The following is a 25,954-nucleotide window of genomic DNA, read 5'->3' as shown; positions in this document are numbered from 1 at the left end:
TTACATCACCCCCATTAAATAAACAACTGTCAGGATGAAAATCCATACCGCATCCAGGAAGTGCCAATAAAGGCTGACCAAGGAAACTTTTCTTGTAGTTACTGGAGTAATTCCTCTTTTGGATAGTTGAAAGAGGATGCCAATCATCCAAAAAATTCCAAAGGTGACGTGAGCTCCGTGTGTTCCGACGAGAGCAAAGAAAGAAGTAAGGAAGGCGCTTCGGGAGATGGTTGCTCCTTCAGCCGCTAGATCGGCAAATTCCTTCACTTCCAGCCCAACAAACGCCGCGCCTAAAAGTAGTGTGATGATCAGCCAGCGGATCAGCCCTTTTTTATTCCCTTTATGCATCGATAAGACTGCCAGACCGCTTGTAAACGAGCTGGTCAAGAGAATAAATGTTTCAATTATAAAGTTAGGTACATTGAAATCTTTTGCCGAAAAGCCGCCTTCTGTGTGGGTCCGAAGCACCGCATAGGCAGCGAAAAAAGTGGCAAATAACAGACAGTCGGTAACAAGGAAAATCCAAAAACCTAATGTTTTTAGACCTTCCTGGTCAACATGACCGTGGTTCTGGTCAGAAACATGGGCAGAAATAGTTTGTGACATGTTCTCAAAGCCTCCTAATTTGCAGTCCGATGAATCGAACCGTGATTCCTTAAAGCATTTTCCGTTCTTTCGATTTCTTCTACAGATATAAAATGATCGGTATTGTATTGGAAGGAACGTGCGAATAAGGTGATAAATACACCAATTAATCCAGCAATACCCATCCACCACCATTCAAAAGTAAAGCCAAATCCGGCAATAAAGAAGCAAACCGCCATCAAAAATGGTATGCCGGAATTGTTTGGCATATGAATGGGCTCATATTTGACTGCTTCTTTTTGATAGCTTCCCTTTTGCATTTCTTGTTTTTGATACCACCATGCATCACGGCCTTTTACAACAGGCAGAATCGCAAAGTTGTAAACCGGTGGTGGAGACGGAATCGACCACTCTAATGTACGGCCATCCCAAGCATCGCCTGTTACGTCACGTTCACCATGTTTAATGCTATAAAGAATTTGCCAAACTTGGAAGATGAAGCCGATCCCCATCAAGAATGCTCCAACGGTTGAGATCATGTTGAGCGGCGCCCAGCCCATGTCCCAGCCCATGGTTGAGTTGTACGTATACATCCGACGGGTCATCCCCATGAATCCGAGTGCGTATTGCGGCATAAAGCAAACATAGAAACCAATTTGCCACGTCCAAAAGGCCCATTTTCCTAATCTTTCATTCAGTTTAATTCCGAAGATTTTCGGGAACCAATAATACATTCCGGCGAGATAACCAAAGACAACGCCGCCGATCAATACTTGGTGGAAGTGGGCGATTAAGAAATAGCTGTTATGGTATTGGTAATCTGCTGGTGCTGCCGCGAGCATGACACCAGTGGCACCGCCGACTAGAAAACACGGAACAAATGCCATAAACCACAACATTGGCTGAGTAATTCGAATCCGGCCCCGGTACATCGTAAACAGCCAGTTAAATACTTTAACACCTGTTGGGATTGCGATAATCATTGTACAAATGGCAAAAACGATATTGACATTTGCCCCGGCACCCATTGTAAAGAAATGGTGCACCCAAGTGTAGTAAGAAACAATACTGATTGCAATCATCGAAAAGACCATCGAGGCATATCCAAAGATGCGTTTTTTCGAGAAGGTTGCAACAATCTCGGAAAAGACACCGAAAGCAGGGAGAACCACAATATATACCTCAGGATGTCCCCACATCCAAATTAAGTTTACCCACATCATCGGATTACCGCCGCCGGTCATCGTAAAGAAGTGTCCGCCAAGCAGACGGTCAATCGTCAGCATCGCTAAAGTTGCTGTAAAAATTGGGAACACCCCAAGAATGGCGATCGATGAAGCTAAGACAGACCAGGAAAATAATGGCATATCCCTTAAGCGCATGGTTGGTGTGCGCATTTTTAAGATGGTCACGACAAAATTAATTCCAGTCATCAGACTGCCAATACCGGAAATCTGAATGCCCCAAATCCAAAAGTTTTGACCTGGTCCGGGACTAAAGTCATTTTCTGATAATGGCGCGTAAGACAGCCAGCCCGCATTTGGCGATCCGCCAATGACAAAGGAGATATTCAGGAGCATCGCTCCAAGAAAGAACAACCAAAAGCTTACCGCATTTAAAAACGGATAGGCTACGTCTCTGGCACCGATTTGCAGCGGAACGACCATGTTAAATAAAGCAAACATGAACGGCATCGCCATAAATAAAATCATGATCGTACCATGAGTGGTGAAAATTTCATTATAGTGTTCTGATGCTAAAAAGTGGCTATTCGGAACGGCCAGCTGAATCCGCATTAAAACAGCATCTACACCGCCGCGGAAGAGCATTAGCAGGGAAGATAAGAGATACATAATACCGATTTTCTTATGATCAACAGTAGTAATCCATTCTCGCCAAAGCCAGCCCCATTTTTTAAAATAGGTAAGGTAAATGATAATAGCAAGACTGACTAAAATAATGGAAACATCTGCACCATAAATCATTGGGTCACCTGTGACAAAAAAATGCGAATTATCCATTTATAATTTTCCTCCTGATGTACATTATTTCTTCATATTCATGTCGGACATTGTCGTGTGATCACCCATATGATTCATGTGATCATAATAGATTCCGCCATTTTTATTAACAATGTCTTCAAACAGACCTATTGGGTAAGAAGAAAAACTTAATTCTTTTTCAAGACTAGGCTTGGACAATTTCTTATATCCAGCTTTTGTTAATACAGGAGAGTCTTTCTGAACCTGTTTGGCCCATTTATTGAACTCTTCCTGCTTGACTGCTTTAACCCTAAATTGCATATGGGCAAATCCTTTGCCGGTAAAGTTGGCGCCGGAGCCAAAGTATTCTCCGACTTTATCTGCTTGCAGCCATAATCCCATCGACATCCCGGGCATGGTGTATTCCTGTCCGCCCAATTGCGGTACCCAGAAGGAGTTCATTGGGGCATCAGAGGTTAAGATGAATTGAACTGGTACACCTGCTGGAATCTCCGCATAATTGACAGTGGCAATTTTTTTATCGGGATATGTAAACATCCACTTCCAATCTAATGAAGTTACTTGGACAACAATGGGATCAACGTCTTTTACCGGTGGTTTTGTCAAATTCATTGTTGTCTTTGCAGTAAATACACCAAGTATAGCGACAATTATAATTGGAATTCCCCACCAAATAATCTCTAGAAATTTATTATCATCCCATTCAGGCTGGTAAGGGGCCTTGTTGTTGGGTTTATCCCGGTATTTCAAGACAATATAAGTGAAAATACCGATAACAGGAATGATAATAATCGCGCATAAAATGACAGATAAAATAATCAAGTTATATTCCTGCTTCCCAACTGGCCCTCTTGGATCAAGTACAATAAATTTACTTCGATCGCACCCTGATAAAAGAGCTGTGCCCAAAAAGGCGAGGAGAGAAAGTTTAGCAGTTTGGATCCATTTATTCAATGTAAGTTCCCCTTTCGCTTTAAATACTTTTACTTTGTATACACTATGTTTATAGTAAAAACTCTATATTAATATATCAAAAACAATTACCTTTTTGTATTAATTTTAATAAAAAAATCAGCCGTTCACAAAATGTTCACAAACTATAGGAATAGGATTTGTTTTTGTAAAATAACAATAATTTACTTAAATACAAATCAACTAAGGTTTACGGAAAATGTTGGGTATTATGGTATTGGTGAGTTTGAAAATGTTCCTATTCATCTTTTATTGTAAGAATGAAAAAAATTGTTGACACGGGATAGTGAGGTGTGTAATTATAATAAACACAAATTATTTCGTGTACGAAATATTCGTATGGAAAGTATTCTTAAAAAAGAGGGGAGTTTAATGGAGAAAGCCTTTAATAACGAAATTTTAAAATCCTTTCATGCAATTAATAAGCTTCTTTTTCATGTGACAAAACAAGATGCGGATAAAAATGGGCTGACTGTTGGTCAACTTTTTACTCTCTTTAAAATTTCTGCCAATCCGAACATTGGTTTAGTGGAGTTGGCAGATAAAATTAAACTGACGAATAGTACAGTTAGCGGAATTGTAAGTCGGTTAGTGCAAAACGGTCTGGTTGAACGGGAAGCTCTGCCACATGACCGCCGGTCAGTCACCATTCGATTAACGCAAAAAGGCGAACAAAAATTGGTGGAGGTTTTTTCGTCGGAATCTTTGCTGGTAGAAAAGCTTGAGCAAATCAAGCAGTTGCCGGAAGAGGAAATACAAAATCTTTTGAGGTTACATGAAAAAATTAAAAACATCTTAAGTGAATGAGGAGGAAAAATTTATATGAATGCAAAAAGAATGATTTTACTTAATATTATTATCTTGATCATCTTGGTTGGCGGAGGTTTTACGGGCTACTATTATTACAATCAATCGGTAAACTATATTTCTACTGATAACGCACAAATTTCAGGACAGCAGGTTAGCATTGCTTCTCCTGCCGCCGGGAAGCTTGTAAAATGGGATGGTGCGACGGGAAAAACTTTTTCAAAAGATGAAACAGTTGGCACTGTTGAAACGGCCGGAGAAACTGGAACGGTTAAAATGGATATCAAAGCCCCGGCAGACGGGACCATTGTCCAAGCAAATGCGGTAAAGAATACCATGGTTGCTGCCGGATCACCTCTTGCTGTCAGTTATGACCTTGACCATCTCTGGGTGACAGCAAATATTGAAGAAACAGATCTTAATGATGTAAAAGTGGGGCAGGATGTTGATATTTATGTTGATGCGTTTCCAAACATCACGCTGACCGGGACAGTTAAAGAAATCGGATTAGCTACTGCCGGTACTTTCTCCCTGCTGCCAAAGAATAATGCATCAGGAAATTACACGAAAGAAACGCAGGTCATTCCCGTGAAAATTTCAATTGATCATTATGGAGAGAGGTTAGTTCCTGGAATGAATGTGACCGTGCGGATTCATAAGTAGGTGATAATATGTCAGTATATATCGCAGGTTATGTCCTCATATCCATTATCCTTTTGATCATCATCAATCTGATGGTAATAAAGAAAAAGAAAAGTAGAAAAGCTGCGCTGGAAAGCAGTAGACAAAACTTTCAGGAAGAGACAATTGATCAAAAAACCAGTACTTCTCCTGATGAAAAACTAATTATCCGAGAAATGGCATCGGAACAAGCGATTCACAGTTCTTCCGCTGAGAAAGTTTCGAACCCAGCAAAACAAAAAGAGGATTTCGTCCAAGGAGTCCATCATTCTCCTAATGAGCATGAAGCAAAAGCAGAAAATCAAGATAGCGATGAGGAGTCTCCACCCAATAAATCAATGGAAATTAAAGGTGGGAAAGGGAAGATTATTGCAACGATGATGCTTGGTGCATTTGTGGCAATTTTGAATCAAACTCTGCTGAACGTGGCGATCCCTCATATTATGAATGATTTTGGTGTATCTGCCAGCACCGTTCAGTGGCTTTCCACGGGATATATGTTGACCAACGGCATTGTCATCCCGATAACCGCCTTTTTGACTGCCAGACTAGGGACAAGGAAATTATTCATTTTTGCGATATTTTCATTTACAGTTGGTTCCGTGATCTGTTCCTTATCGACATCGTTTTCGCTGTTAATGCTTGGGAGGATCGTCCAAGCTGCTGGTGCTGGAATTATCATGCCACTATTGATGACGGTATTCCTAACAATTTATCCGCCTGATAAGCGCGGTGCAGCAATGGGAATTATGGGTGTTGCGATGCTGTTTGCTCCGGCACTGGGCCCTACATTATCAGGGTGGATTATTGGTCATTATTCTTGGCGTGTACTTTTTGATATCGTTATTCCGTTTGGCATCTTGTCGATCATCATGTCGATTGCTTGGATGGTTGATGTAATCGAAATTACGAAGCCCAAATTTGATACTGCTGGGTTTATATTCTCAACAATTGGATTAGGATTTTTACTTTACGGCTTTAGTGAAGCGGGTAATAACGGCTGGGATAGTACGGATGTCAGAGTATCGCTGCTTATCGGTGTGATTGGTTTAATCAGTTTTATCTGGCGGGAGTTAACGACAGATCAGCCGATGTTGGAATTACGCGTGTTTAAATACGATATCTTTGCCTTAACCACAGTCATCGGGATGGTTATTAATATGGCGATGTTTGCCGCCATGATCTTACTGCCGATTTATCTGCAAAATATCCGTGCTTATTCGGCGCTTGATTCCGGCCTATTAATGCTGCCTGGAGCAATTGTTATGGCAGTGATGATGCCAATTTCCGGCAAGCTGTTCGATAAAATCGGGGCTCGCTGGCTGGCGGTCTTCGGACTTATTATCACAGTCATTACAACATGGCAATTTACGAAACTAACGATGTCCACGAGCTATGGTTATATCATGCTGTTGTATGTCATGCGAATGTTTGGGATGTCGTTCTTATCGATGACGGTACAAACAGAGGGCATGAACCAGCTGCCGTTACGGTTGGCAGGGCATGGAACTTCCGCATCGAATACCGCGAGAACCGTTGCCGGAAGCCTTGGCACAGCGTTTCTTGTCACCGTAATGACAAATCGCAGTGATTTTCACTCCGCTAATTTTGCAAACGTGGTGACAAGTGCTAACCCATATTTGGCAAACAAACTTACGGAGTTAGGCCATGGAATTGCCTCGGCGGCAGGCATCCCTGTTCAGCAAGGACAAATCCTGGCAACTTCCACCATTTATGGTGAAACGGTAAAACAAGCAACCATCAGCGGTATTAACGACGCCTTTGTTGTGGCTACCGGAATTGCCGTCGTTGCCTTAATCCTTGCCTTCTTTATCAAAAGAGCGAAACCATCTGCAGAATAATAAAACACCAAGACGGTTCTTGAGCTGCCTTTGTTGCAGCTTGCGAACCGTTTTTTGTTAGTTTGCAATTGTTACAGAAATTTGAAAATTTCGTTGTTTCACAAAATCACCATATTTATCATAAAAACTGAATTCATTTTTTTATTATAATAAAGATAGAAAAAGAAAGCGATTACAATTTTTGGTCTTTTGTAATGCGAGGAAATAAGGAGGGGTTTTGAAGATGGACTACCAAGAAACTAAAGAAATTTTAGAGGCAGCGAAACTCGGTTTATTGAAAAAATTAGAGAAACAAAACCTGTCAATGGAAGAGAAGGAAAAAATCCAACTTTCTATCATGAACTATGACTATATTATCGAATTAACCGATATGAATCATTTTGAGCGTGGCTTTGACTTGGAAGATCTCTCGATGTAATTCACCGGAAATTTCATTTCGTTGCGCTTCCTGGGACCGGATATGGACATCATACTCGGTCTTTTTATTTTACTAGAAATAAGGAATATTTAAATCAATAGGACAGTCCCATGGTGTATCAGTATTTGCCATGGGACTGCAACTTTTTAGCGTTTTTTAACATCTTTTAAGGCCGGCTGTACCTTCTTAACTTTTTCAAAGATGACTTGAATCTGAACGACCTTGTCACTCACTTTCACAATACTCTCTATTTTTCCTTTACGACCCTTTATTTTAATAGCATCATTGACAGTAGGAATTTGTTTTCGCAGCTGGCTTAGTACAACCGTCTTATTTTCAAGAAAATGAACAACAACCATCCCGGGTCTCTCCTTACTATTTAGTTTATAAAAAAGGATAAATCTACTTGTTTCTATAAAATATTAGGAGAAACTGAGATTTAGACCTAGCTTGTTTAACATTTTTTTAGTAAGCGAAATGAAAGGAAAACAACCTATACACTGTTTCGACAATCCCTTTTGTTAACAATCTGTATGGCCTTCTTAACAATCCGCTGTTAAGAAGACTTTACAGGTTGTTCATTTTACCATTGAAAATAGTCAATATGGTGGGTAAAAGAATTGGCACAAAGATTGCATCATATTTATGTCGTGAGGTAATGAAATTTGGTGAACTACTCTTTGGACAAAGGTTTGAGACATCTTCATTTAAAGTAAACAAAGACGATAATATTGCTTTGTTAAAAAAATAATTAGTATGAAAGGGGAATGAAACGTGATTTACAATACCATTATCCTTGAAAGAAAGAAACTTTCAGCCTGGATTTATTTAAACCGCCCAAATGAAATGAATTCCCTCTCAAAATCATTGATAATCGAATTATTGTCTGCACTTCGTGAGGTGGAGCAAGATCCATCTGTCCGTGTTATTGTGTTATCCGGAAAGGGCAAAGCTTTTTGTGCGGGGGCTGATTTAAAGGAACTCCTGACTGATTTGGATAGACAGCCTGATGGACAAAAGGGAATATTAGATTTGGCAGGAGATTTGTTTGATACGCTAAATCATTTGTCAAAGCCGTTGATTGCTGCCCTAAATGGAATGACTCTGGCTGGTGGTTTGGAAATTGCCATGACTGCTGATATTATCGTTGCTTCTGAAAAAGCCAAAATCGGCGACGCTCACTCTAATTTTGGCGTTCTTCCAGGCGGCGGAGGTTCGGTAAGGCTTCCGCGAAAAATAGGAGTGAACCGTGCCAAGTATTTATTATTTACCGGAGATTTTATCTCAGCCGAAGAAATGAAGAATTTTGGTCTCGTTCATGAGGTGACTCCAGCAGATGATCTTGAAGTTTACGTCCAGGAACTGGCTGACAAAATTGCCTTAAAGAGCCCGCTTGTGTTAAAAGAAATGAAAAGGTTAGTGACCGATGGACTAGAGCAGCCTCTTGAAATTGCATTAAGGCAGGAATTATTGGCATTAAAGAATCATACCCGTTCACATGATTTTCGTGAAGGTCTGTCTGCTTTTTCGGAAAAACGAACACCGAATTTTAAAGGATATTGATACAGGTACATAAGAAAGAGAGGGGAATACATTTTGCCCCTTTTTCTTATTGAAGAGTCTGCTTTCTACTCTAAATTATATTTTTTCAATTTTGCGTACAGCCAAGGGCGGCTGATTCCTAGAAGCTGGCTAGCCTTTGATTTGTTGCCATTCGCTTCTTTTAACGCAGCAATGATCATGTCTTTCTCTGTTGTTTTTATTCTTTCTTTATAGGTGAGGGGAGAAGAGGCAACGGGAACTACGTCCTCCTGTAGGTCCGTGAAAGCTGGGATATGTTCCGCATCAATGTAATCTCCCGATTTGAGGTTTGCGGCTCTTTTGAGAACATTTTGTAATTCTCTTATATTCCCTGGCCATTTGTACTTCATTAGTTTTGTTAGTGCCAAATGGGTAACCCCTTTGATGTAAAAACCATTTTGATTTAAGCGGTTTACCACTGCTTGAATAATATCAGGCAAATCCTCAATTCTTTCTCGCAAAGGAGGGATATTTAGGCGAATGATATTGAGCCGATAATATAAGTCTTCTCTGAATTTCCCTTCTGAAACCAATTTTTCAATATTTTGATTCGTGGCAGCGATGATTTTGGTATTCAGATGGATCGTTTTAGAACTGCCAATTGGTTGAAATTCCTTTTCCTGAAGAACACGCAGAATTTTAGTTTGAAGATGTAAAGACATGTCTCCAATTTCATCCAAAAAGATGGTCCCGTTTTGAGCTAGTTCAAATTTTCCTTTCATACCGCCTTTTTTTGCACCGGTAAAGGCACCATCCGCATAACCGAAAAACTCGGATTCTAACAATTCTGGAGGTATGGCCGCACAATTGACTTCAATAAAAGGTCCCATTTGTCCTGATGCTGCATGAATCCCTTGGGCAAATAATTCTTTTCCTGTCCCGCTTTCGCCAATAATTAAAACAGTGGACATCGTTTTCGCAGCAAGTGCTGCTTCATTCTTTACTTTTTGAATAACTTTTGATTCTCCCGCGATGTCAAATAGAGTGTATTTTGTTCCTTTAATCTCATTTATTTTAATTTGATAATCATTTATCTGCTTTTCTAACTTTCTTACTTTGGTAATTGCGTCATGTAAATGGGTCAATCCCCGGTATGTAATTTTACATATGGCACTAATTATTTCACCATTCTCTTTAATCGGTTTAATTGAAATAAGAGATTGCTGACCTTCAATAAGATGGGGAACATTGTCAATGCTAATTCCAGTTTTTATGACATTTTCTATCTCTAACTCAGGAAATAATTCGGTGGTAGATTTATTTAATACGTCCTTACGATGTAATCCGAATAAATCGCTGAAGCCTTTGTTGACCATGGAAATTTCCGCATTTTTATTAACAAGAATAATAGCATCATAAGCAATTTCAAGGACGGATGTTAATTGACTATAAACCATACTGTAGGATGATAGTAATTCGTTGGTTGACATTACACCAACAGGCACCATTTCATGATTGACAACAGGGGCATGCCCAATATTATGTTTCAATAGTAATTGCCTTGCATCTTCTACAGCATCCGTGGGGTGAAGGAAAACTGGCCTGAAATTACAGTATTTCTCAATCGTGATATTGAAGGAAGGTCGAGAGCTTAATAGTTGAAATAGTTTATTTTTCGTAATAATACCGATTAATTTATGAGATGAATCTACGACAGGAAGTAAATTTGAATTTGTCTTTGTAAACTGTGGAAGAACATCTCCCAATTTGTCGTTTTTAGAACAACAAATAAAATCTGTATTCATCAGATCTGAAATAAACATAAAACCTCCTCCTATTGACATATGATGTGTTTACACTTTTTTGTTAGGATATTTTACAATTTACAATATTCTGTTAATTAATCTTAACACATTGACAGGCAAATTACTCTATTTTTCTACAAAGATAATTTGGCACACAACTTGCATTAGATCTAGATAAGTCAATTATTAAGAATTGGAGGAAACGGAATGAAGCATTCTTTAGCCATCCAAGAAGAAATTACACTATTTAAAAAAACAATCGAAGCCTTTGCGAAAAAAGAAATTGAACCCTTTTACAGCGGCTGGGAAGAGGATGGGATTATTCCTAAGGAATTTTGGAAAAAGCTTGGTGATGCCGGGCTCCTTTGTGTAGATCTTCCAGAACAATATGGAGGATTAGGGGTACCTTTACAGTTTGCTGCTGGTATCGTTGATGAATTTAGCCGCTTGGGATATCATTCCATTTCCGGAAATTTAGCAGTTCATTCAAATATTGTGGCCCAATATATTTTAAATTCAGGTACAGAAGAACAAAAGACGCACTATTTACCGAAGATGGCTAGCGGTGAATTCATCGGTGCTATCGCAATGACAGAGCCTGGTGCAGGTAGCGACCTGCAGGGTATTAAAACAACAGCTGTTCAACTTCCAAGCGGAAATTATATTATTAACGGTTCAAAAACATTTATCTCTAACGGACAGAATTTTGATTTTGTTATTGTAGTTGCAAAAACAAATCCATCCGTTCCTGCTTCAAAAGGGACAACCCTTTTTATTGTTGGTGCCGATTCGCCTAGATTAACGAAAGGGAAAAAACTAAAGAAAATAGGTCTCCGTTCTGCCGATACGTCTGAATTATTTTTAGATGGTGTTATGGTGTCCCCTAAGGAAATTTTAGGAATGTTGGATGGTGGTTTTATAACCCTAATGAAAGAATTGCCACGGGAGCGGACAATTCTAGCCGTTGGGGCATGCGGGGCAATGGAAGGAGCTTTAGAGATAACAATTCATTATCTCCATGAAAGAGAGGCATTTGGTAAACCACTTAGCAGTCTTCAGGTAATTCGCCACAAAATTGCTGAAATGGTGACGGAAGCCAAAGTGAATCGAGCGTATGTAAACCAATGTTTAGCCTTGCTGGCGGAAAATCAGCTATCCACTGCGGATGCGAGTATTGCTAAATTATCTGCTACTGAAGCGCAAGGAAGAGTTATTGATGGCTGTCTGCAGCTTTTTGGCGGATACGGTTATATGGAAGAGTACCCAATCTCAAGGGCGTATACCGATGCAAGAGTTCAACGGATTTATGGGGGAACCTCCGAAATAATGAAGGAAATCATTAGTAAAGATATTCTAGGAAAATAGGTTTGGAGGAGAAACGAAGTGGGGATTTTAACAGGTTTAAAGATTTTGGATTTCACAACACTCCTTCCTGGACCATTTGCAACGATGATGCTGGCTGATATGGGAGCAGAGGTTATAAAAGTAGAATCGCCAACTCGAGATGATTTAACAAAGCATCTTCCACCCATGGATGGTGAGGTGTCAGCTGCATTTGCCCATTTAAATCGTTCCAAACGGTCTTTAGCTTTAGACTTAAAAAAAGATGAAGCAAAAGAGGTCGTATACCAATTAATTCAGGAATACGATATTGTAATTGAGCAATTCAGACCGGGTGTCATGGATCGACTGGGAATTGGGTATGAAACATTAAAACAAATCAATCCCAAAATTATCTTTTGCTCGATTACGGGATACGGTCAAACAGGCCCGCTTCGGCACCGGGCGGGTCATGATATTAATTATTTGTCACTAGCAGGTGCTGCAAGTTATTCTTCTCGGAAAGGTCAGGCACCGGTTCCTGCAGGGATTCAGGTTGCCGATCTCGCAGGGGGCTCCATGCCAGCGGTAATAGCTATTTTGGCGGCAGTATACCATCGTAGTCAGACCGGGGAAGGGCAATATATTGATGTTAGCATAACGGACTCGGTATTTTCCTTAAATGCACTGTTTGGTTCAGGTTATTTGGTTGGTGGCATGGAACCGGAACCTGAGTCACTATTATTAAATGGCGGTCATTTCTATGATTATTATGAAACGAAAGATCATCGTTATTTCTCAGTTGGCAGTCTTGAACCACAATTTCAAGCAAAATTATGTAATCTGATCGGCGATCCTAACTTAATAACCTTGAGCAGCAGCGAGCGAAAAGACGATCAACAGGCTTTTAAACAGATACTTATTAAAACCTTCAAAGAGAAAACATTTAACGAATGGTTAGATCTGCTTGGCGATGATTTTGACGGCTGTGTCGAACCTGTACTTCATTTTTCGGAATCAGTTGAACATCCGCACGTTAAGGCTAGGGAACTGGTCGTTTCTGTTCCTAAAACAGATGGAGGGAGCCAAAAACAGATCGCATTTCCAATTAAATTTTTAACTCAGCCTGCCCAGTACCGATTCGCAGGTGTACAAACGGGTTACCACTCGGAGGAAATATTAAAGGAAGCGGGCTTTAATAAGGAAACCATGAATGAATTTGCAGATAAGGGGATTTCTGTAAAAAAGTAAAAAGTAAAGGAGATGTAAGAATATGAATTTAAAAGATAAGGTTGCAGTAGTTACGGGAGGAGCATCGGGTTTAGGTTTAGCCACTGTCACAAGGCTGGTGGAAAAAGGGGCTAAAGTGGTTATTTTTGATCTAAATGAATTGAAAGCAAAAGAAGCTGTCGAGCAATTAGGTGAGAATGTCCAATCCGCAATTGTGAATGTTGCTGATGATGAATCGGTTCAAAAAGGAATTAAACAAGCAATCGAGGCCTTTGGAGCTATTCATATTTGTGTTAACTGTGCAGGGGTCGGTACCCCTGGGAAAACAATTGGGAAGAAGGGTGTATTGCCGCTGGAAGAGTTTAATAGAGTCATTGGAATTAATCTAATCGGAACTTTTAATGTTTTAAGATTAGCGGCTAATGAAATGAAAAATAATGAACCCCTGACTGATTCCGGTGAAAGAGGAGTCATTATCAATACCGCCTCCGTTGCTGCATTTGACGGACAAATGGGGCAGGCTGCATATGGTGCAAGTAAAGCCGGAGTGGCTGGAATGACGCTCCCTGTTTCCCGCGATTTATCAGAATTTGGTATTCGCGTGAATACGATTGCCCCAGGCTTATTTATGACCCCAATGGCAGATACATTATCCGAAAAGGTCATCAAAAAACTATCGGAAAGTGTTGAGTTTCCCAAACGATTAGGACGGCCATCTGAATTTGCCGAACTAGCAACCTTTATTATGGAACATGAATATTTAAACGGGGAAGTTATTCGTTTAGATGGCGGAATCCGGATGTCGCCAAGATAAAAATGAAGGGTGGTTAGCAAATGACAAATCATGCAAAAGTAATTGGAGTAAACATGGTAAAGTTTGAGAAGCCAGGCAAAAATGAACCGTATGAAATCATGGCGTCCAAAGCCATCAAAGGAGCACTCGAAGATGCAGGGATTACCTTAGCTGATGTGAATCAAGCTTGTGCCAGTTATGTTTACGGAGACAGTACATCTGGACAAACCGCCCTGTATCAAGTGGGGATGACAGGTATTCCAATTATTAATGTGAATAATAATTGCTCCTCGGGTTCAACGGCTCTTTATATGGCTCGTCAGGCAATTGAATCGGGTTCAGCTGATTGTGCCCTGGCCTTTGGCTTTGAAGAAATGAAACCAGGTGCTTTAGGTGACAATTGGACGGATCGGACATCTCCGTTTCAATGGATCTATGATCGTTTCACTCAATTGAATCCAGAATTGCCAGATGGTCCTGTTGCCTTGAAATTTTTTGGAGCTGCCGGGTTGGAATATCTAAAAAAGTACGGTGCTAACCCCGATATTTTTGGGAAAGTTGCGGTCAAATCAAGGCAACATGCAATGAACAATCCTTATTCTTTGTTCACAAAAGAAATTACCCTCGATGAAGTCATGAGTTCTGCGGAAGTGTATCCGGGGTTAAGAAGATTGATGGCATGCCCTCCTATATGTGGAGCAGCTGCTGTTATTGTTTGTAGTGACGCTTTTGCTAAAAAACATAATCTTCAAAAATCTGTAGTAATCGCTGCCCAGTCCATGACGACAGATACACCTGATTCCTATGAAGATAATCTTCATTTAGTCGGAAGCGGAATGACAGCTCGTGCCGCCCAACAGGTATACCATATGGCCGGGTTTGATCCGGAAGCTGTCGATGTCGTCGAGCTGCATGATTGCTTTACTCCAAACGAGGTGATAACCTATGAGGCCTTGGGGCTTTGTGGGGAAGGTGAAGCCGAAAAACTGATTAATGATCACGATAATACGTACGGAGGAAAATACGTTGTCAATCCTTCCGGGGGCTTAATGTCCAAAGGTCATCCATTGGGGGCTACTGGATTGGCCCAATGTACAGAACTGGTACGGCAATTGCGCGGAGAGGCAGGTAATCGCCAAGTAGACGGAGCCAATGGCGGAGGCAGCCTTAGTTGGTGTAAATAGTCAAGATTGTTTACTGGTAATTGTGCCGATGTTCCATGGACAATCTTGGGGATTGGTCCATACGGCTGTGATGATGGGAGCGAAGCTGATTTTTCCTGGCCGGTATACGGCAGAAGACACTTCACCGCTTGTTGATCTGATGATTGAAGAAAAGGTCACTCTATCTGCTGGCTCACCAGCTATTTTCTTACCGATGCTTCATTACATTCGAACCTTCGAGAAAAAACCTGATTTTAGTAGAGCTAGATTTTTATCTGGTGCAACTGAGCCTCCTGTGTCAATGATGAAGGGATTCAAAGAACTTACCGGAGCTGAGATTATTCATGCCTATGGGGCTACTGAGACGACTCCATTGGTGACAGTCAATTACCATTTAAATCCACAACTGCAAAATAAACTGACAGAGGAAGAAAAATGGGACTTGCGAAGGAAACAAGGTTTACAAGCACCTGGAATTGATTTTAAATTATGCAATCCTGACACAGGAGAAGAGGTCTCCAGGGATGGGAAAACAGTTGGCGAAATTTGTGTAAGAGGTCCATGGATTACCGGTTCCTACCACAACGCGCCTGGTACTGAAAATGGTTTCTGGGACGGGTATTGGCGAAGCGGTGATGCCGGAACGATTGACGAGTATGGATATGTCAAAATTGTCGACCGAATCAAGGATGTGATTAAGAGTGGAGGGGAATGGATATCTTCAATTGATTTGGAGAATGCTCTGATGGGACACCCTGACGTTCTTGAGGCAGCAGTTGTCGGCATTCCCCATACAAAGTGGCAGGAACGTCCGCTGGCATTAGTAGTTACAAAAAATAATAAAACTGTATCTAAAGAAGAATTTGAAAATTTATTATATGATCACTTTGCAAAATGGCAATTCCCGGATCAGTACATTTTTGTAAATGAGATTCCCAAAACGAGTGTTGGAAAATTTAATAAAAAAGAAATTGTTAAGAAATACGTGCACCTTTACCAAGACTTGATTGACGAGGTAACAGCTGAATAATGCAAGCTGACCTTAAACATCGAAGAAAGGTCAGTCTATAATGGGCTGACCTTGTTTATTTTTGTTTCGGTCCCGAAAAGATTCCAAGAATTGGCCTTCCTATTCCTTCCTTTTTACCAAGAACAGGGTCAACGGCAGTTGTACCTTCGTATGATATAAGCGGGAATTACTTTCCCACTGTACAAGTCGCAAGGGAGCACGCTCCTTTTTATAGGTTGCGTATCCTTAAGTGAATCTACCTTAGGAAGAGGGAGATGTTATGTATTTTTTTAAATCCATTTTAGAAAGTGTCAAGCCAGCTCAAACAGATTTTCAAAAGACAGCAAAAACAAAACGGCTGGTATCAGCTGCTCTGTTCGCAGCAATTGCTGCTCTTTTGCAATCGGCAGGAGGATTTTTGCCGGGAGCGGGGTATTTAATCAGCCCTTTTTCAACAGCGCCGATTCTTATATGCTCGATGTTTTCTGTTCCACTTGGAATGATCACCTATATACTTACCAATCTATTGCTGCTGCTACTTGAACCGAGCGAATTAATTGTGTTTCCATTTACAACCGGATTATTGGGACTGAGCTTAGGAGCAGCGTTTTATTTTTTTAGAAAAAGAATCAGTATTATTTTATGTGGTGCGTTCTTCTTGACTAGCGGCATACTCACATTATTATACGCGATTAAATTTCCGGTTTTAGGTTCGGCTGTATCCAATTCCTTTTCCTTCCTTACCACAGCTGGGACAGGTTTATTTGCTTTTGTTTATGCTTGGATTTGGAGCGAGTTTGGCCTTTTTCTCTTTAAAAGATTAAAGAGAATTATCGTTTCGTGACCTTCCAAAAATACTCCTATTTCTTATTGAGCATTTGAAGCACCTTATTTGGCTTTGGTAACATATGATATTACAATGGACTTGAACAAAATAGGGAGGTTAATCACTTGAATATATTAGATTTGATTAGATCACGGCGGAATATAAAAAAATTTAAAGCGGATGCAGTAGAACCGAATTTAATCCAGCAGTGGCTGGAAGCGGCTGCAATGGCACCTAATCACCGGATGACCGAACCATGGGAAGTTTATATGATCGGGCCAGAAACAAGAAAAAAATTAAATCATAAAACAAACTTTGGAAATGCCCCGATCGTAATGGCCGTTTTATCCAGGCAAGGTGCAACCAAGATTGAAACTGATGAAAATGCGGCAGCCACTGCTTGTTTTATTCAAAATTTTAATTTGGCTGCCTGGTCGGAAGGTGTAGGTACCTTTTGGTCATCGATTGCCATTAAGGGATCGAATCAAGAACTGTTGCAAGTACCTGAGAACTATGATGTACTTGGCGTTATAGCTGTTGGCTATCCGGAGGAAGTTCCGGAAGTAAAGCCACGGACGCCGATGAGAGAAAAAATGAAGTATTTACCATAATTATATTGCTAGGGGACAGGTTGCTGTATGAAACCAGTAAAACTGTCCGCTAGGGCTTCTAACTGTAAAAATAAAAAGCCATGCCGTCATCACTCTCCAAAAACTTTCACACTGGCATAGGAAGCACCCCTAAATTTTTACATTTTAATCCTAAGTTCGATATAATACAATAGTATAAATAGATCATTTTTATAGGATGATGCCCATTGGATTCAACTATGAAGAAAATCATTGAGACAAGCTATTTAACAGCAGATTCTGCTGCTTATTATCGAACGATACTTCGCTATTTTTACCATCAGCACGAAAGAATGAGAGATTTTATCGCGCCGGAGGAGATATTGGATTATATGCGCTCGATTCCGGCCTTTGCTGATTATCAGGAAGATCTGCTGCATCAACAATTAGCGCAGCTCGTCAAGTGGAATAACTTAATTGCCCGCCAGGATATGACGAATGCTAAAACGATTGAGGAATACAAGAAAAAGAGATTTCGTTATCAATGTACACCCTATACTGTTGAGATTGAGAGAATGATCGTCAACCTCGAAAAAATAGGGGACACCTTCCAAGGATCGTTAGAACGCTCGCAATTTGATCGGTTATATCAGGCGTTAACCAGCCTGCAAACTGAGCTGGACAACGATTTAACTAAGCCAGCGGAAGAATATATGCGAATATGGGAGGATGTTTTTCGCTATTTTCAAACGATCCGGACAAGTACGGCCGATTATATCGCTTATATCAATAGTGAACAGACAGACCAACGGATGCAAACCGAAGCGTTTCTCGTCTATAAAAATCAATTTACTACCTATTTGCGGGACTTTATTGTTTCGCTGCAGAAAACATCGCTGCAAATTCAACAATTACTGAGCGAACTTGCAATCGAAAATATGAAACCTTTTTTTCAAAAATTAATTGAACATCGCGGGGCGATTCCACGTTTAGAAGATGTGTCATCATCAGCCGCGGATTGGCAAACGGAATATGAAGAATATTGGTCCTCTCTTAGACAATGGTTCCTAGGCTCCGTTACCCAGCAAAGTGAATTGGATATTTTGCAATGGCAGACGAATGAAATGATTCGCCGCATGACAAGGTATGTCCAGCGTATTGGGGAGAGGCAGCAGCATTTCCGGAGCAGAAAAAAGGACTACCTGCAGCTGTCCAAATGGTTTGCGGATTGTCATGACCAAGAAGAAGCCCATCAACTATCAGCTGTTGTCTTTGGTTCGATGACGATTCAACATCTGCAGCTGGAAGAAGCGACAACCGAAAATCTACATGTCGACACTTGGGAAGAGGCACCAACGGAAATAACGATTAAACCACGGACGGTTCGTTATCGAGAAAAAACAAAACCAAGCGCATTTATTTCCAATGAGCAAAAGAAAAAAGAGCAAAGGGAACAGTATTTAAAGGAACGAGCACAAGAGAAAAGATTAATAGAAAAATATATGAACAAGGGAAAAATCACCCTTTCATCACTGCCTAAAGTGGAGCCATTTATTCGCAAGGTACTGCTCAGTTGGATTGGAAAATCAATGGCGAATAAAGATCGGATGGTCAAGACGGATTACGGGCTGCAAGTGAAGGTAATACTGGATAGTCAGAAAACAATTACCTTAAGGGCGGAAGATGGGGACTTACAAATGCCGGACGCTGCTTTCATATTTGACGAAATGAGGTGATCAAATGGAGCAGACACAATTATTTGATGAAAAGGCAAGGCAGGCCATGGATATTTTGTTTCATCATTATTGGATCCTTCGAGCCGAACAGCCGGAGTGGTATCAAATGGTGCGTGAACGGGAAAAAGTATTGCGCCGCTATCTTGATGATAAATTCGGACTAAGACTGATTGTACATCAGCACTTCATTAAGCTGGAAAAAATCCCGGCAGCACCCGAATCCTGGATGGGAATTCAAGAGTTTCAGGAACCGATGGATTATGCCATTTTTTGCTGTGCGCTTGCATTTCTCGAGGGAAAAGCAGTCGATGAGCAGTTTCTGCTTTCAGAACTTTGTCAGGATATACAAACTGGTTATCCGGGAGATTTTTCGCTTGATTGGACGCTCTATACCCACCGGAAGTCGTTAATCAGGGCAGTAAAGATGTTACTGGAATTTCGCTTAATTCGGACTATTGATGGCGATATTAGCCGCTTTGATCAAAACGAAGATCAGGAAGTTTTATATGAAGCAACCATCTATAGCCGTTACTTTATGAGGACCTATCCTGATGATTTCTCCACTTATCAGCATTGGAGTGAACTGCTTGAGGAAGATTGGAAGTTAAATCAAGAGGATGAACGAAGAAAAAGGGTATACCGCAGGCTGTTCTTTTCCCCGGGATTACATCGAAGCGACCAGCAGGACCCTGATTTTCTTTATATTCGGAATTACCGAAATCGGTTAGCGGAAGATATTGAAAAGCATAGTGATTATAAACTTCATGTCTACAAAAATACCGCCTTTTTATCGATTGCCGAGCCAAAGCAGTACCAACAAACCTTTCCGAATACGAAGGCATCAACTGACCTCATTCTTCAAATTTCTAAATACATTCATCAACAGCCTGAACGGTTTCAAGCAAATGAAAACGGGGAAATCCTGCTTTCGGAAGGAGAATTCGAACAGATGATTGATGATTTGCGCCGGGAAAAAGGAACAGGGTGGGCTAAGTACTTTCGCGATATGAGCACGAGTGCCATTCGAGTTGAGCTGATTCGGGCGATGAAGGATTGGATGATGGTGGAAGTAGATTCAGAAACATCGCTGATCCGGCTTAAATCACTGTTAGGAGTCATGACGGGTGAGTACCCGGCAGACTTTTTGAAAGGAGGAGAGGAATCATGACAGAAGCGAAGTGGGTGCTAAATCGAGCCGGTTTATTGAATTTTTGGTATTACGATGATGAAATTTTTCATTTCTCAGACGGTAAATTACTGCTTCGGGGAACAAATGGATCAGGTAAATCGGTTACGATGCAAAGCTTTCTGCCCGTGTTGTTAGACGGAAAAAAATCCCCTGACCGCTTGGACCCGTTTGGTTCAAAAGCCCGCAGAATGGAAGATTATCTGCTTGGTGAAAAAGAAGTGGTCGATCGCGATGAACGAACAGGATATTTGTTTATCGAATACAAAATGGCTGGAATGGAGCGCTACATTACTACCGGGATTGGCATGCAGGCGAAAAGGCATAAGGGGATCAAATCGTGGTATTTTGTCATTACAGATAATCGAAGAATTGGACAAGATTTAGAACTGGCCCATAAACAGCAGGGGGACAGAGTGCCTTTTTCCGCGAAGGAACTGGAAAATCGTATCGGTGACGGCGGCTTTCTCGTTCATTCACAGCGAGAATATATGGAACTTGTCAATAAGTATATATTTGGTTTTCAATCCATTGAAGCATATGAGGACTTGATCAAGCTTTTAATCCAATTACGCAGTCCGAAGCTTTCAAAAGATTTTAAGCCAACGGTTATTTATGAAATATTGGAATCTGCTTTGCCGCCATTAACAGATGATGAGTTACGGTCCTTGTCAGATACCATTGAGAGTATGGACCAGACCCAACAGCAGCTTGAACAATTGGAACGGGAGTATGCTTCTAGCGAGCGGCTGGTAAAACAGTATCATACTTACAACCAGTATATTTTAGCTGAATGGGCCGCAAAGTGGCAAACAGCTTTAAAAAGACAACGGGAAGCTGATGAACTTGTAAAGGGGTTAACGACTCAAGTTGAAAATCTAACCAATGAGATTGAACATCAGCGGAAACGGAAACAAGAATTTGTCCAGCAAAAAGAAGTGGCGGCAGCTGACAAACAACGGTTGGAGCGGCACGAAGTCTGGAATCTTGAAGAGGAAAAACGGAAAAAAATCGAAAACAGCAACTTGCTGATGAATGAAATTCGTTCGCTTCAAATGAAATGGGATCAAAAAAATTCCGGTTATAATCGCCTTCTTCAAGAACGGGAGCAAACCCAAACAGAGATAAAGCAACATGAAATGGAGATGGAAAATTTACTCGGTGACCTAGAGTTTGATGCCGAGGAGGCTTCGTTTTTACAGCATGAGGTGAATGTCAGTGGGTATGAACGACATCAGGACGATGAGTTTGATTTTTCTATCTGGTTCCAGGAAATCGGTGAGCATGAACAAATGCTTAGCCGTTTAAAAAAGCTGGCTGAAGAAGAAGATCGGCTGTTAGAGGAACATAACAGGCTCCAGCGGCAATCTTCCGAAAAGAAACAGGAAGTGGATGAATTACGGAAGAATCTCGACCATTTATCTGAATGGTTTATCGAAGAAAAGCAAAAGCTGGAGCATGCTGTATTTAGCTGGATCGAAGAACATCCAAAGCTCACTTTTACGAATGAAAGTCGTCAAGAAATCGCTAGAGCCATAGAAGGTTTATATGAAGAAAATCGTTATGACCAAGTAAGAGAAAAGCTCTTTTCAGCGATTACTGAATTTATAACCGAAATCAGGACGAAAAAAAGATGGGTTAAAAATTTGCTTGAAGCTAAGAATCAGGAAATCGAAGCGGCTAAATTAGAATTACAATATTGGAAGACGTTAAAAATGCCGAATCCTGAACGAGCCAAGGATACAGAAGAATTTCGTGAACAGCTGCTGGAAGATGGGCAGGCGTTTGTACCGTTTTACGCTGCCGTTGAGTTTCAGGATCATGTGACGGAAGAGCAAAAAGAAAGAATTGAATCAGCCTTAAAACAAACAGGGATATTAGATAGTTTAATTACCGAAAAATCGATTGCCCCGCTTCATGATCGGGTCATCAAGCCGGAACCGCAATTATTAGGGTATACATTAGCTGATTATTTGCGTCCAGATTTAGAAGAGGACAGTTCAATTTCCAATAAGCTTGTGGATGAAGTGCTCAGAAGTATTCCGCTTGAACAGGGTGACACCGGTTTTCATCTGGATGTGGATGGATCGTATTCACTTGGCTGTTTAGTGGGACATGCTCCAAATGAAGGCCCGTCCAAATTTATCGGCCGCTCCTCTCGTAAACGATACCAGCTGGAGAAAATGAAAGAATGTGAACAGATTCTGGAACAGCTCCAGTTCGAATTACAAGAGTTACACGTTCAACTGCGAGAATACGATGAAGAATTAAGTCAGGCAGAGATCTGGAAACAAACAATGCCGATGGACCAAGGATTAAGTGACGTCAATGTACAAATTGAAAAAACCGGGCACCAATTAGATGAACAGAAAAAATTTCTCCAACTGCTCGATGAACAATGGAAAATGGTTCATGCTAAGCTTCAAAACATTAAACTTCAGCTTCACCAACAAGCTGGGCAGTTAAATCTATCCTTATCAAAAGAAGTATTAGCGAAGGCGGAAGCCGCTGCCAAAAACTATCGCGAACATTTGTATGGGTTTAAAGATCTTTTTCTAAAGTGCTTTTATGCTCGAAAAAGATTGGCCGAGTTACATCATCGTCTAAGTGAAATAGAGGCTGAGTTAGACGAGTTAAAAGGGGAACAAAACGTTAAAGAATCCCAGCTGCGAAAAGAAAAAGCCGAAATTCAAGCGATTGAAGAACAGTTGAAATTAAAGGGAATTGATGAAGTAAGGCAGCGGATTCAACAAGTTCAACAGCAACTAAAAGAAGCGGAAATTGGGATCCAACATCTTTTGGAGGTTATTCCTAAAAATGAAGCAAAATACGATTCACTTCAAAAAGATGTAACTGCTGCCCAAATAAGCGCTAAATTCTGGTCAAACATGGCTGCTGCATGGGCACAAATGGTGAACACAGAAATCAACCGGGATTTTGTAGAGGTTGAGGAAAGGGAACCTGGTAAAATCATAAAGCAGCTTGAAGCGATTACTCTCAAGTACGACCGGTCCAAACTGAATGAACAGTTAACCAAGGCATTCATCAATGAACAGGTATATTTAACGGAATATCGAATGTTTGAATATACCGAAGAAGTCGAACGTCCGGAATGGTTTTCAGAAGCTTGGGGCGATTATTACCAGCCATTTATGGATGAGTGGAATCAACTGAAGAGCCGGCGGCTGATATTTATGGAATATAAAGGTCAGCGCGTGACCCCTTATTTTGTTCACAGCTCATTAGAAAAAGAACTTGCAGACCAAAAAAGCTGGCTCGACGAACAAGATCGTCAGCTCTATGAAGATATTATTGTCAACAGCGTCGGGGTCATATTACGAAACCGGATAAAAAGAGCTGAACAATGGGTAAGTGAGATGGATAAAATCATGGAGAGCCGTGATAATTCATCTGGTCTGACTTTCTCGATTGCCTGGAAACCATTAACTGCCGAATCAGAGCAAGAATTGGATACAAAAGATTTGGTTAAGCTTTTGCAACGGAATAGTAAATTTTTGAATGAGGACGATTTAGCCAAAATTACGATGCACTTTCGCTCCAGAATTGAAAAAGCAAAGGAATTAATCCAGTTGCGTAATGAAGGTTCGACACTCCATCAAGTGTTGAAGGAAGTGCTCGATTACCGGAAGTGGTTCACCTTTGTACTCTCGTATAAGCGGGTAAATGAGCCGAAACGTGAATTAACAAACAATGCTTTCTTCAAATTCAGCGGTGGTGAAAAGGCAATGGCGATGTATATACCATTATTTACAGCTGCTTATTCACGCTATAAGGAAGCAGGAGCAATGGCCCCGTACATCATTTCACTTGATGAAGCCTTTGCTGGTGTCGACGAGAACAATATTCGCGATATGTTTGAAGTGGTTGAACAGCTTGGCTTTAACTATATCATGAACTCACAAGCGTTGTGGGGAGATTATGATACTATTTCCAGCCTATCTATTTGTGAGTTAGTACGGCCGAAGAATGCCAGCTTTGTAACAGTGATTCGTTACCAGTGGGACGGTAAGCAGCGCACATTAGTAGTCGATGAGGCCCCGATGATGGAGCTGGTTCCAAATGAATGACAAAGTTCAGATTTTCAGGGAAGAGCCAGGTTTTCTTAGGCTTTTCACCTTATTTAAAGAAAAATACCGTTCTCTTGGGAGAGTCGGCGGTTCAGTTAGCATTGTCGATTTTTCTTATGATGAAGTAGAATCGATTGCTGGGTTTTTAGGACAGCCGGTGGAGGATGTTATTGATAAAGGTAAAGTGAGTTTACTTTCCTTTGAAAAAGAATTGGCGCAAACTGGTTTTGCTGATTATTCACTGATTGAACTGCTTGAAGCGGTGTTGGGGGAATCGATCCTGACAAAAAGTGAGGAAAGCAGATTGGAGGAAGATAAGGAAAAATCATTTTTCCAAGAATTAAAGACTGCTTATCCTGAGGGAAGCTGGTGGTGGGATTGGATTGAGTCTAAGCCTGCTGATTCCCGCTGGATTTGGTCACTATACAAGCAAGATGCAGCGGAATTACGTAAATCACTATCGATAGTTTTTCAGGCTTTTCAGGCTCTACCTTGTAAGGATCATAAGTTTGAAAGATTACCTGTTTTTGCACAGCGAACTACTGGTAATCCCCACTTTTTTGATAACAATCAAGTCCCAGGAAAATTGCTTGTTCATTGTCTGCACGTCAATCAGCAATTAAAGGAATTACGTGAAACGGGAATGCCAAAAACAACAGAGGAACTAAACGAATTATTAAGTATCTATGGGTTGATGCGCGATGATTTGTGGAGTTTCGTTACCTTCCGTGGGTTACTTGCAGAAGGGGAGTCCGGACTGCATCCGGTATGGCAAGCGTCCGTCAGAACAGGCTCAGTATTAAATGTTCCATTTAAAGAATTATTAAAAATAAACAAAATCTGGCCTGCGAACGGGAATAAGGTGTGGGTACTGGAAAATTCAAGTGTTTGTTCGACGATTGTCGATGAAGTTCCAGATGCTCCAGTGATTTGCACTCATGGGCAATTTCGCACAGCTAGCTGGATTGTCTTGGATTTATTAGTGGAATCAGGTTGTCAACTCTATTATTCCGGTGATCTGGATCCTGAAGGTATTTCGATGGCGCAACGACTAAAAGATCGATATCCCCACCATGTTACCTACTGGAGAATGGATGCCGAATCGTATATGAAAACAATTTCTGATGAAGATATTACAAGCAGAATTGCCAAGTTGGATACCGTCACCTCCCCCGAACTTTCCGAGGTTGCCGCAGCGATAAGACTTCATCAAAAAGCGGGGTATCAAGAAGGGATTTTAGCGGAATTAATTAATGATATTAAAGAGGAATTTGCTAAAGGCTGAACCTAATTTTTGGTTCAGCCTTTCATCGTTTTAAGTGTTTTTAAATTCGCTAATAAAATAGAAAAGTAGATTTGCACCCTTCGCGCAAATCCACT

21 protein-coding genes are annotated in these 25,954 nt (G+C 40.8%); 16 read left to right on the top strand and 5 right to left on the bottom strand.

Features of this window, described 5'->3' with window-relative positions; all coding sequences use genetic code 11:
- The 3 genes from JK635_RS00730 to qoxA are packed head-to-tail and all read right to left on the bottom strand — an operon-like array spanning position 1 to position 3,542.
- Positions 1-606: a cytochrome (ubi)quinol oxidase subunit III gene (locus JK635_RS00730; protein ID WP_202651430.1), complete on the bottom strand. Its 606-nt coding sequence runs from the start codon at positions 604-606 to the stop codon at positions 1-3.
- Positions 607-620: 14 nt separating this feature from the next.
- Positions 621-2,606: a cbb3-type cytochrome c oxidase subunit I gene (locus JK635_RS00725; protein ID WP_202651428.1), complete on the bottom strand. Its 1,986-nt coding sequence runs from the start codon at positions 2,604-2,606 to the stop codon at positions 621-623.
- A 24-nt stretch (positions 2,607-2,630) separates the two neighbouring features.
- The gene (gene qoxA, locus JK635_RS00720) at positions 2,631-3,542 is read right to left on the bottom strand and encodes a cytochrome aa3 quinol oxidase subunit II (RefSeq protein WP_235887794.1); all 912 of its coding nucleotides are present in this window, start codon (positions 3,540-3,542) and stop codon (positions 2,631-2,633) included.
- A gap of 390 nt (positions 3,543-3,932) precedes the next feature.
- Here qoxA and JK635_RS00715 point away from each other — a divergent pair, with 390 nt between their 5' ends.
- The 4 genes from JK635_RS00715 (at position 3,933) to JK635_RS00700 (ending at position 7,328) form a co-directional block, all read left to right on the top strand.
- Positions 3,933-4,367, top strand: coding sequence for a MarR family winged helix-turn-helix transcriptional regulator (locus tag JK635_RS00715; RefSeq protein ID WP_202651426.1), 435 nt, complete (start codon positions 3,933-3,935; stop codon positions 4,365-4,367).
- A gap of 15 nt (positions 4,368-4,382) precedes the next feature.
- On the top strand, positions 4,383-5,030 hold the full coding sequence (locus JK635_RS00710; protein WP_202651424.1) for a biotin/lipoyl-containing protein: 648 nt from the start codon (positions 4,383-4,385) through the stop codon (positions 5,028-5,030).
- 8 nt (positions 5,031-5,038) lie between these two features.
- Positions 5,039-6,910 (top strand): DHA2 family efflux MFS transporter permease subunit, encoded by a 1,872-nt coding sequence (locus JK635_RS00705; protein ID WP_202651422.1) that lies wholly within the window; start codon positions 5,039-5,041, stop codon positions 6,908-6,910.
- A 223-nt stretch (positions 6,911-7,133) separates the two neighbouring features.
- Positions 7,134-7,328: a DUF3896 family protein gene (locus tag JK635_RS00700; RefSeq protein ID WP_202651420.1), complete on the top strand. Its 195-nt coding sequence runs from the start codon at positions 7,134-7,136 to the stop codon at positions 7,326-7,328.
- A 146-nt stretch (positions 7,329-7,474) separates the two neighbouring features.
- On the opposite strand, the gene JK635_RS00695 is transcribed toward JK635_RS00700, so the two are convergent.
- The gene (locus tag JK635_RS00695) at positions 7,475-7,687 is read right to left on the bottom strand and encodes a hypothetical protein (RefSeq protein WP_202651418.1); all 213 of its coding nucleotides are present in this window, start codon (positions 7,685-7,687) and stop codon (positions 7,475-7,477) included.
- 415 nt (positions 7,688-8,102) lie between these two features.
- Between JK635_RS00695 and JK635_RS00690 the strand changes: the two genes are divergently transcribed.
- Positions 8,103-8,891: an enoyl-CoA hydratase/isomerase family protein gene (locus JK635_RS00690; RefSeq protein WP_202651417.1), complete on the top strand. Its 789-nt coding sequence runs from the start codon at positions 8,103-8,105 to the stop codon at positions 8,889-8,891.
- Positions 8,892-8,956: 65 nt separating this feature from the next.
- On the opposite strand, the gene JK635_RS00685 is transcribed toward JK635_RS00690, so the two are convergent.
- Complete coding sequence (locus tag JK635_RS00685) at positions 8,957-10,672, bottom strand: sigma 54-interacting transcriptional regulator (protein WP_202651415.1); 1,716 nt, start codon at positions 10,670-10,672, stop codon at positions 8,957-8,959.
- A 189-nt stretch (positions 10,673-10,861) separates the two neighbouring features.
- On the opposite strand from JK635_RS00685, the gene JK635_RS00680 reads away from it, so the two are divergent.
- From JK635_RS00680 to JK635_RS00630, 11 genes are all read left to right on the top strand, one after another.
- Entirely contained in the window at positions 10,862-12,019 is a 1,158-nt protein-coding gene (locus tag JK635_RS00680) for an acyl-CoA dehydrogenase family protein (RefSeq protein ID WP_202651413.1), read from the top strand.
- An 18-nt stretch (positions 12,020-12,037) separates the two neighbouring features.
- Positions 12,038-13,225, top strand: coding sequence for a CaiB/BaiF CoA transferase family protein (locus tag JK635_RS00675; protein ID WP_202651411.1), 1,188 nt, complete (start codon positions 12,038-12,040; stop codon positions 13,223-13,225).
- Positions 13,226-13,247: 22 nt separating this feature from the next.
- The gene (locus JK635_RS00670) at positions 13,248-14,018 is read left to right on the top strand and encodes a 3-hydroxyacyl-CoA dehydrogenase (RefSeq protein ID WP_202651409.1); all 771 of its coding nucleotides are present in this window, start codon (positions 13,248-13,250) and stop codon (positions 14,016-14,018) included.
- A gap of 20 nt (positions 14,019-14,038) precedes the next feature.
- Positions 14,039-15,181, top strand: coding sequence for a lipid-transfer protein (locus JK635_RS00665; protein ID WP_202651407.1), 1,143 nt, complete (start codon positions 14,039-14,041; stop codon positions 15,179-15,181).
- Positions 15,150-16,190: an AMP-binding protein gene (locus JK635_RS00660; protein WP_202651405.1), complete on the top strand. Its 1,041-nt coding sequence runs from the start codon at positions 15,150-15,152 to the stop codon at positions 16,188-16,190. The genes JK635_RS00665 and JK635_RS00660 overlap by 32 nt, the downstream gene beginning before the upstream one ends.
- A gap of 259 nt (positions 16,191-16,449) precedes the next feature.
- Positions 16,450-17,013, top strand: coding sequence for a hypothetical protein (locus JK635_RS00655; protein WP_202651404.1), 564 nt, complete (start codon positions 16,450-16,452; stop codon positions 17,011-17,013).
- A 107-nt stretch (positions 17,014-17,120) separates the two neighbouring features.
- The gene (locus tag JK635_RS00650) at positions 17,121-17,606 is read left to right on the top strand and encodes a nitroreductase family protein (protein ID WP_202651403.1); all 486 of its coding nucleotides are present in this window, start codon (positions 17,121-17,123) and stop codon (positions 17,604-17,606) included.
- Between the two features lie 206 nt (positions 17,607-17,812).
- Entirely contained in the window at positions 17,813-19,300 is a 1,488-nt protein-coding gene (locus tag JK635_RS00645) for a TIGR02677 family protein (RefSeq protein WP_202651402.1), read from the top strand.
- 4 nt (positions 19,301-19,304) lie between these two features.
- Complete coding sequence (locus tag JK635_RS00640) at positions 19,305-20,468, top strand: TIGR02678 family protein (protein ID WP_202651401.1); 1,164 nt, start codon at positions 19,305-19,307, stop codon at positions 20,466-20,468.
- On the top strand, positions 20,465-24,574 hold the full coding sequence (locus JK635_RS00635; RefSeq protein WP_202651400.1) for a TIGR02680 family protein: 4,110 nt from the start codon (positions 20,465-20,467) through the stop codon (positions 24,572-24,574). The genes JK635_RS00640 and JK635_RS00635 overlap by 4 nt, the downstream gene beginning before the upstream one ends.
- Complete coding sequence (locus tag JK635_RS00630; RefSeq protein ID WP_202651399.1) at positions 24,567-25,859, top strand: TIGR02679 family protein; 1,293 nt, start codon at positions 24,567-24,569, stop codon at positions 25,857-25,859. Before JK635_RS00635 ends, JK635_RS00630 begins: the two co-directional genes overlap by 8 nt.
- Positions 25,860-25,954 lie beyond the last annotated feature (95 nt).

This window comes from Neobacillus paridis (assembly GCF_016765675.1).
GTDB classification, from domain to species: domain Bacteria; phylum Bacillota; class Bacilli; order Bacillales; family Cytobacillaceae; genus Neobacillus; species Neobacillus paridis.
Note: the sequence above shows the minus strand (reverse complement) of the source record. Positions and strands in the feature narration are given on the sequence as shown.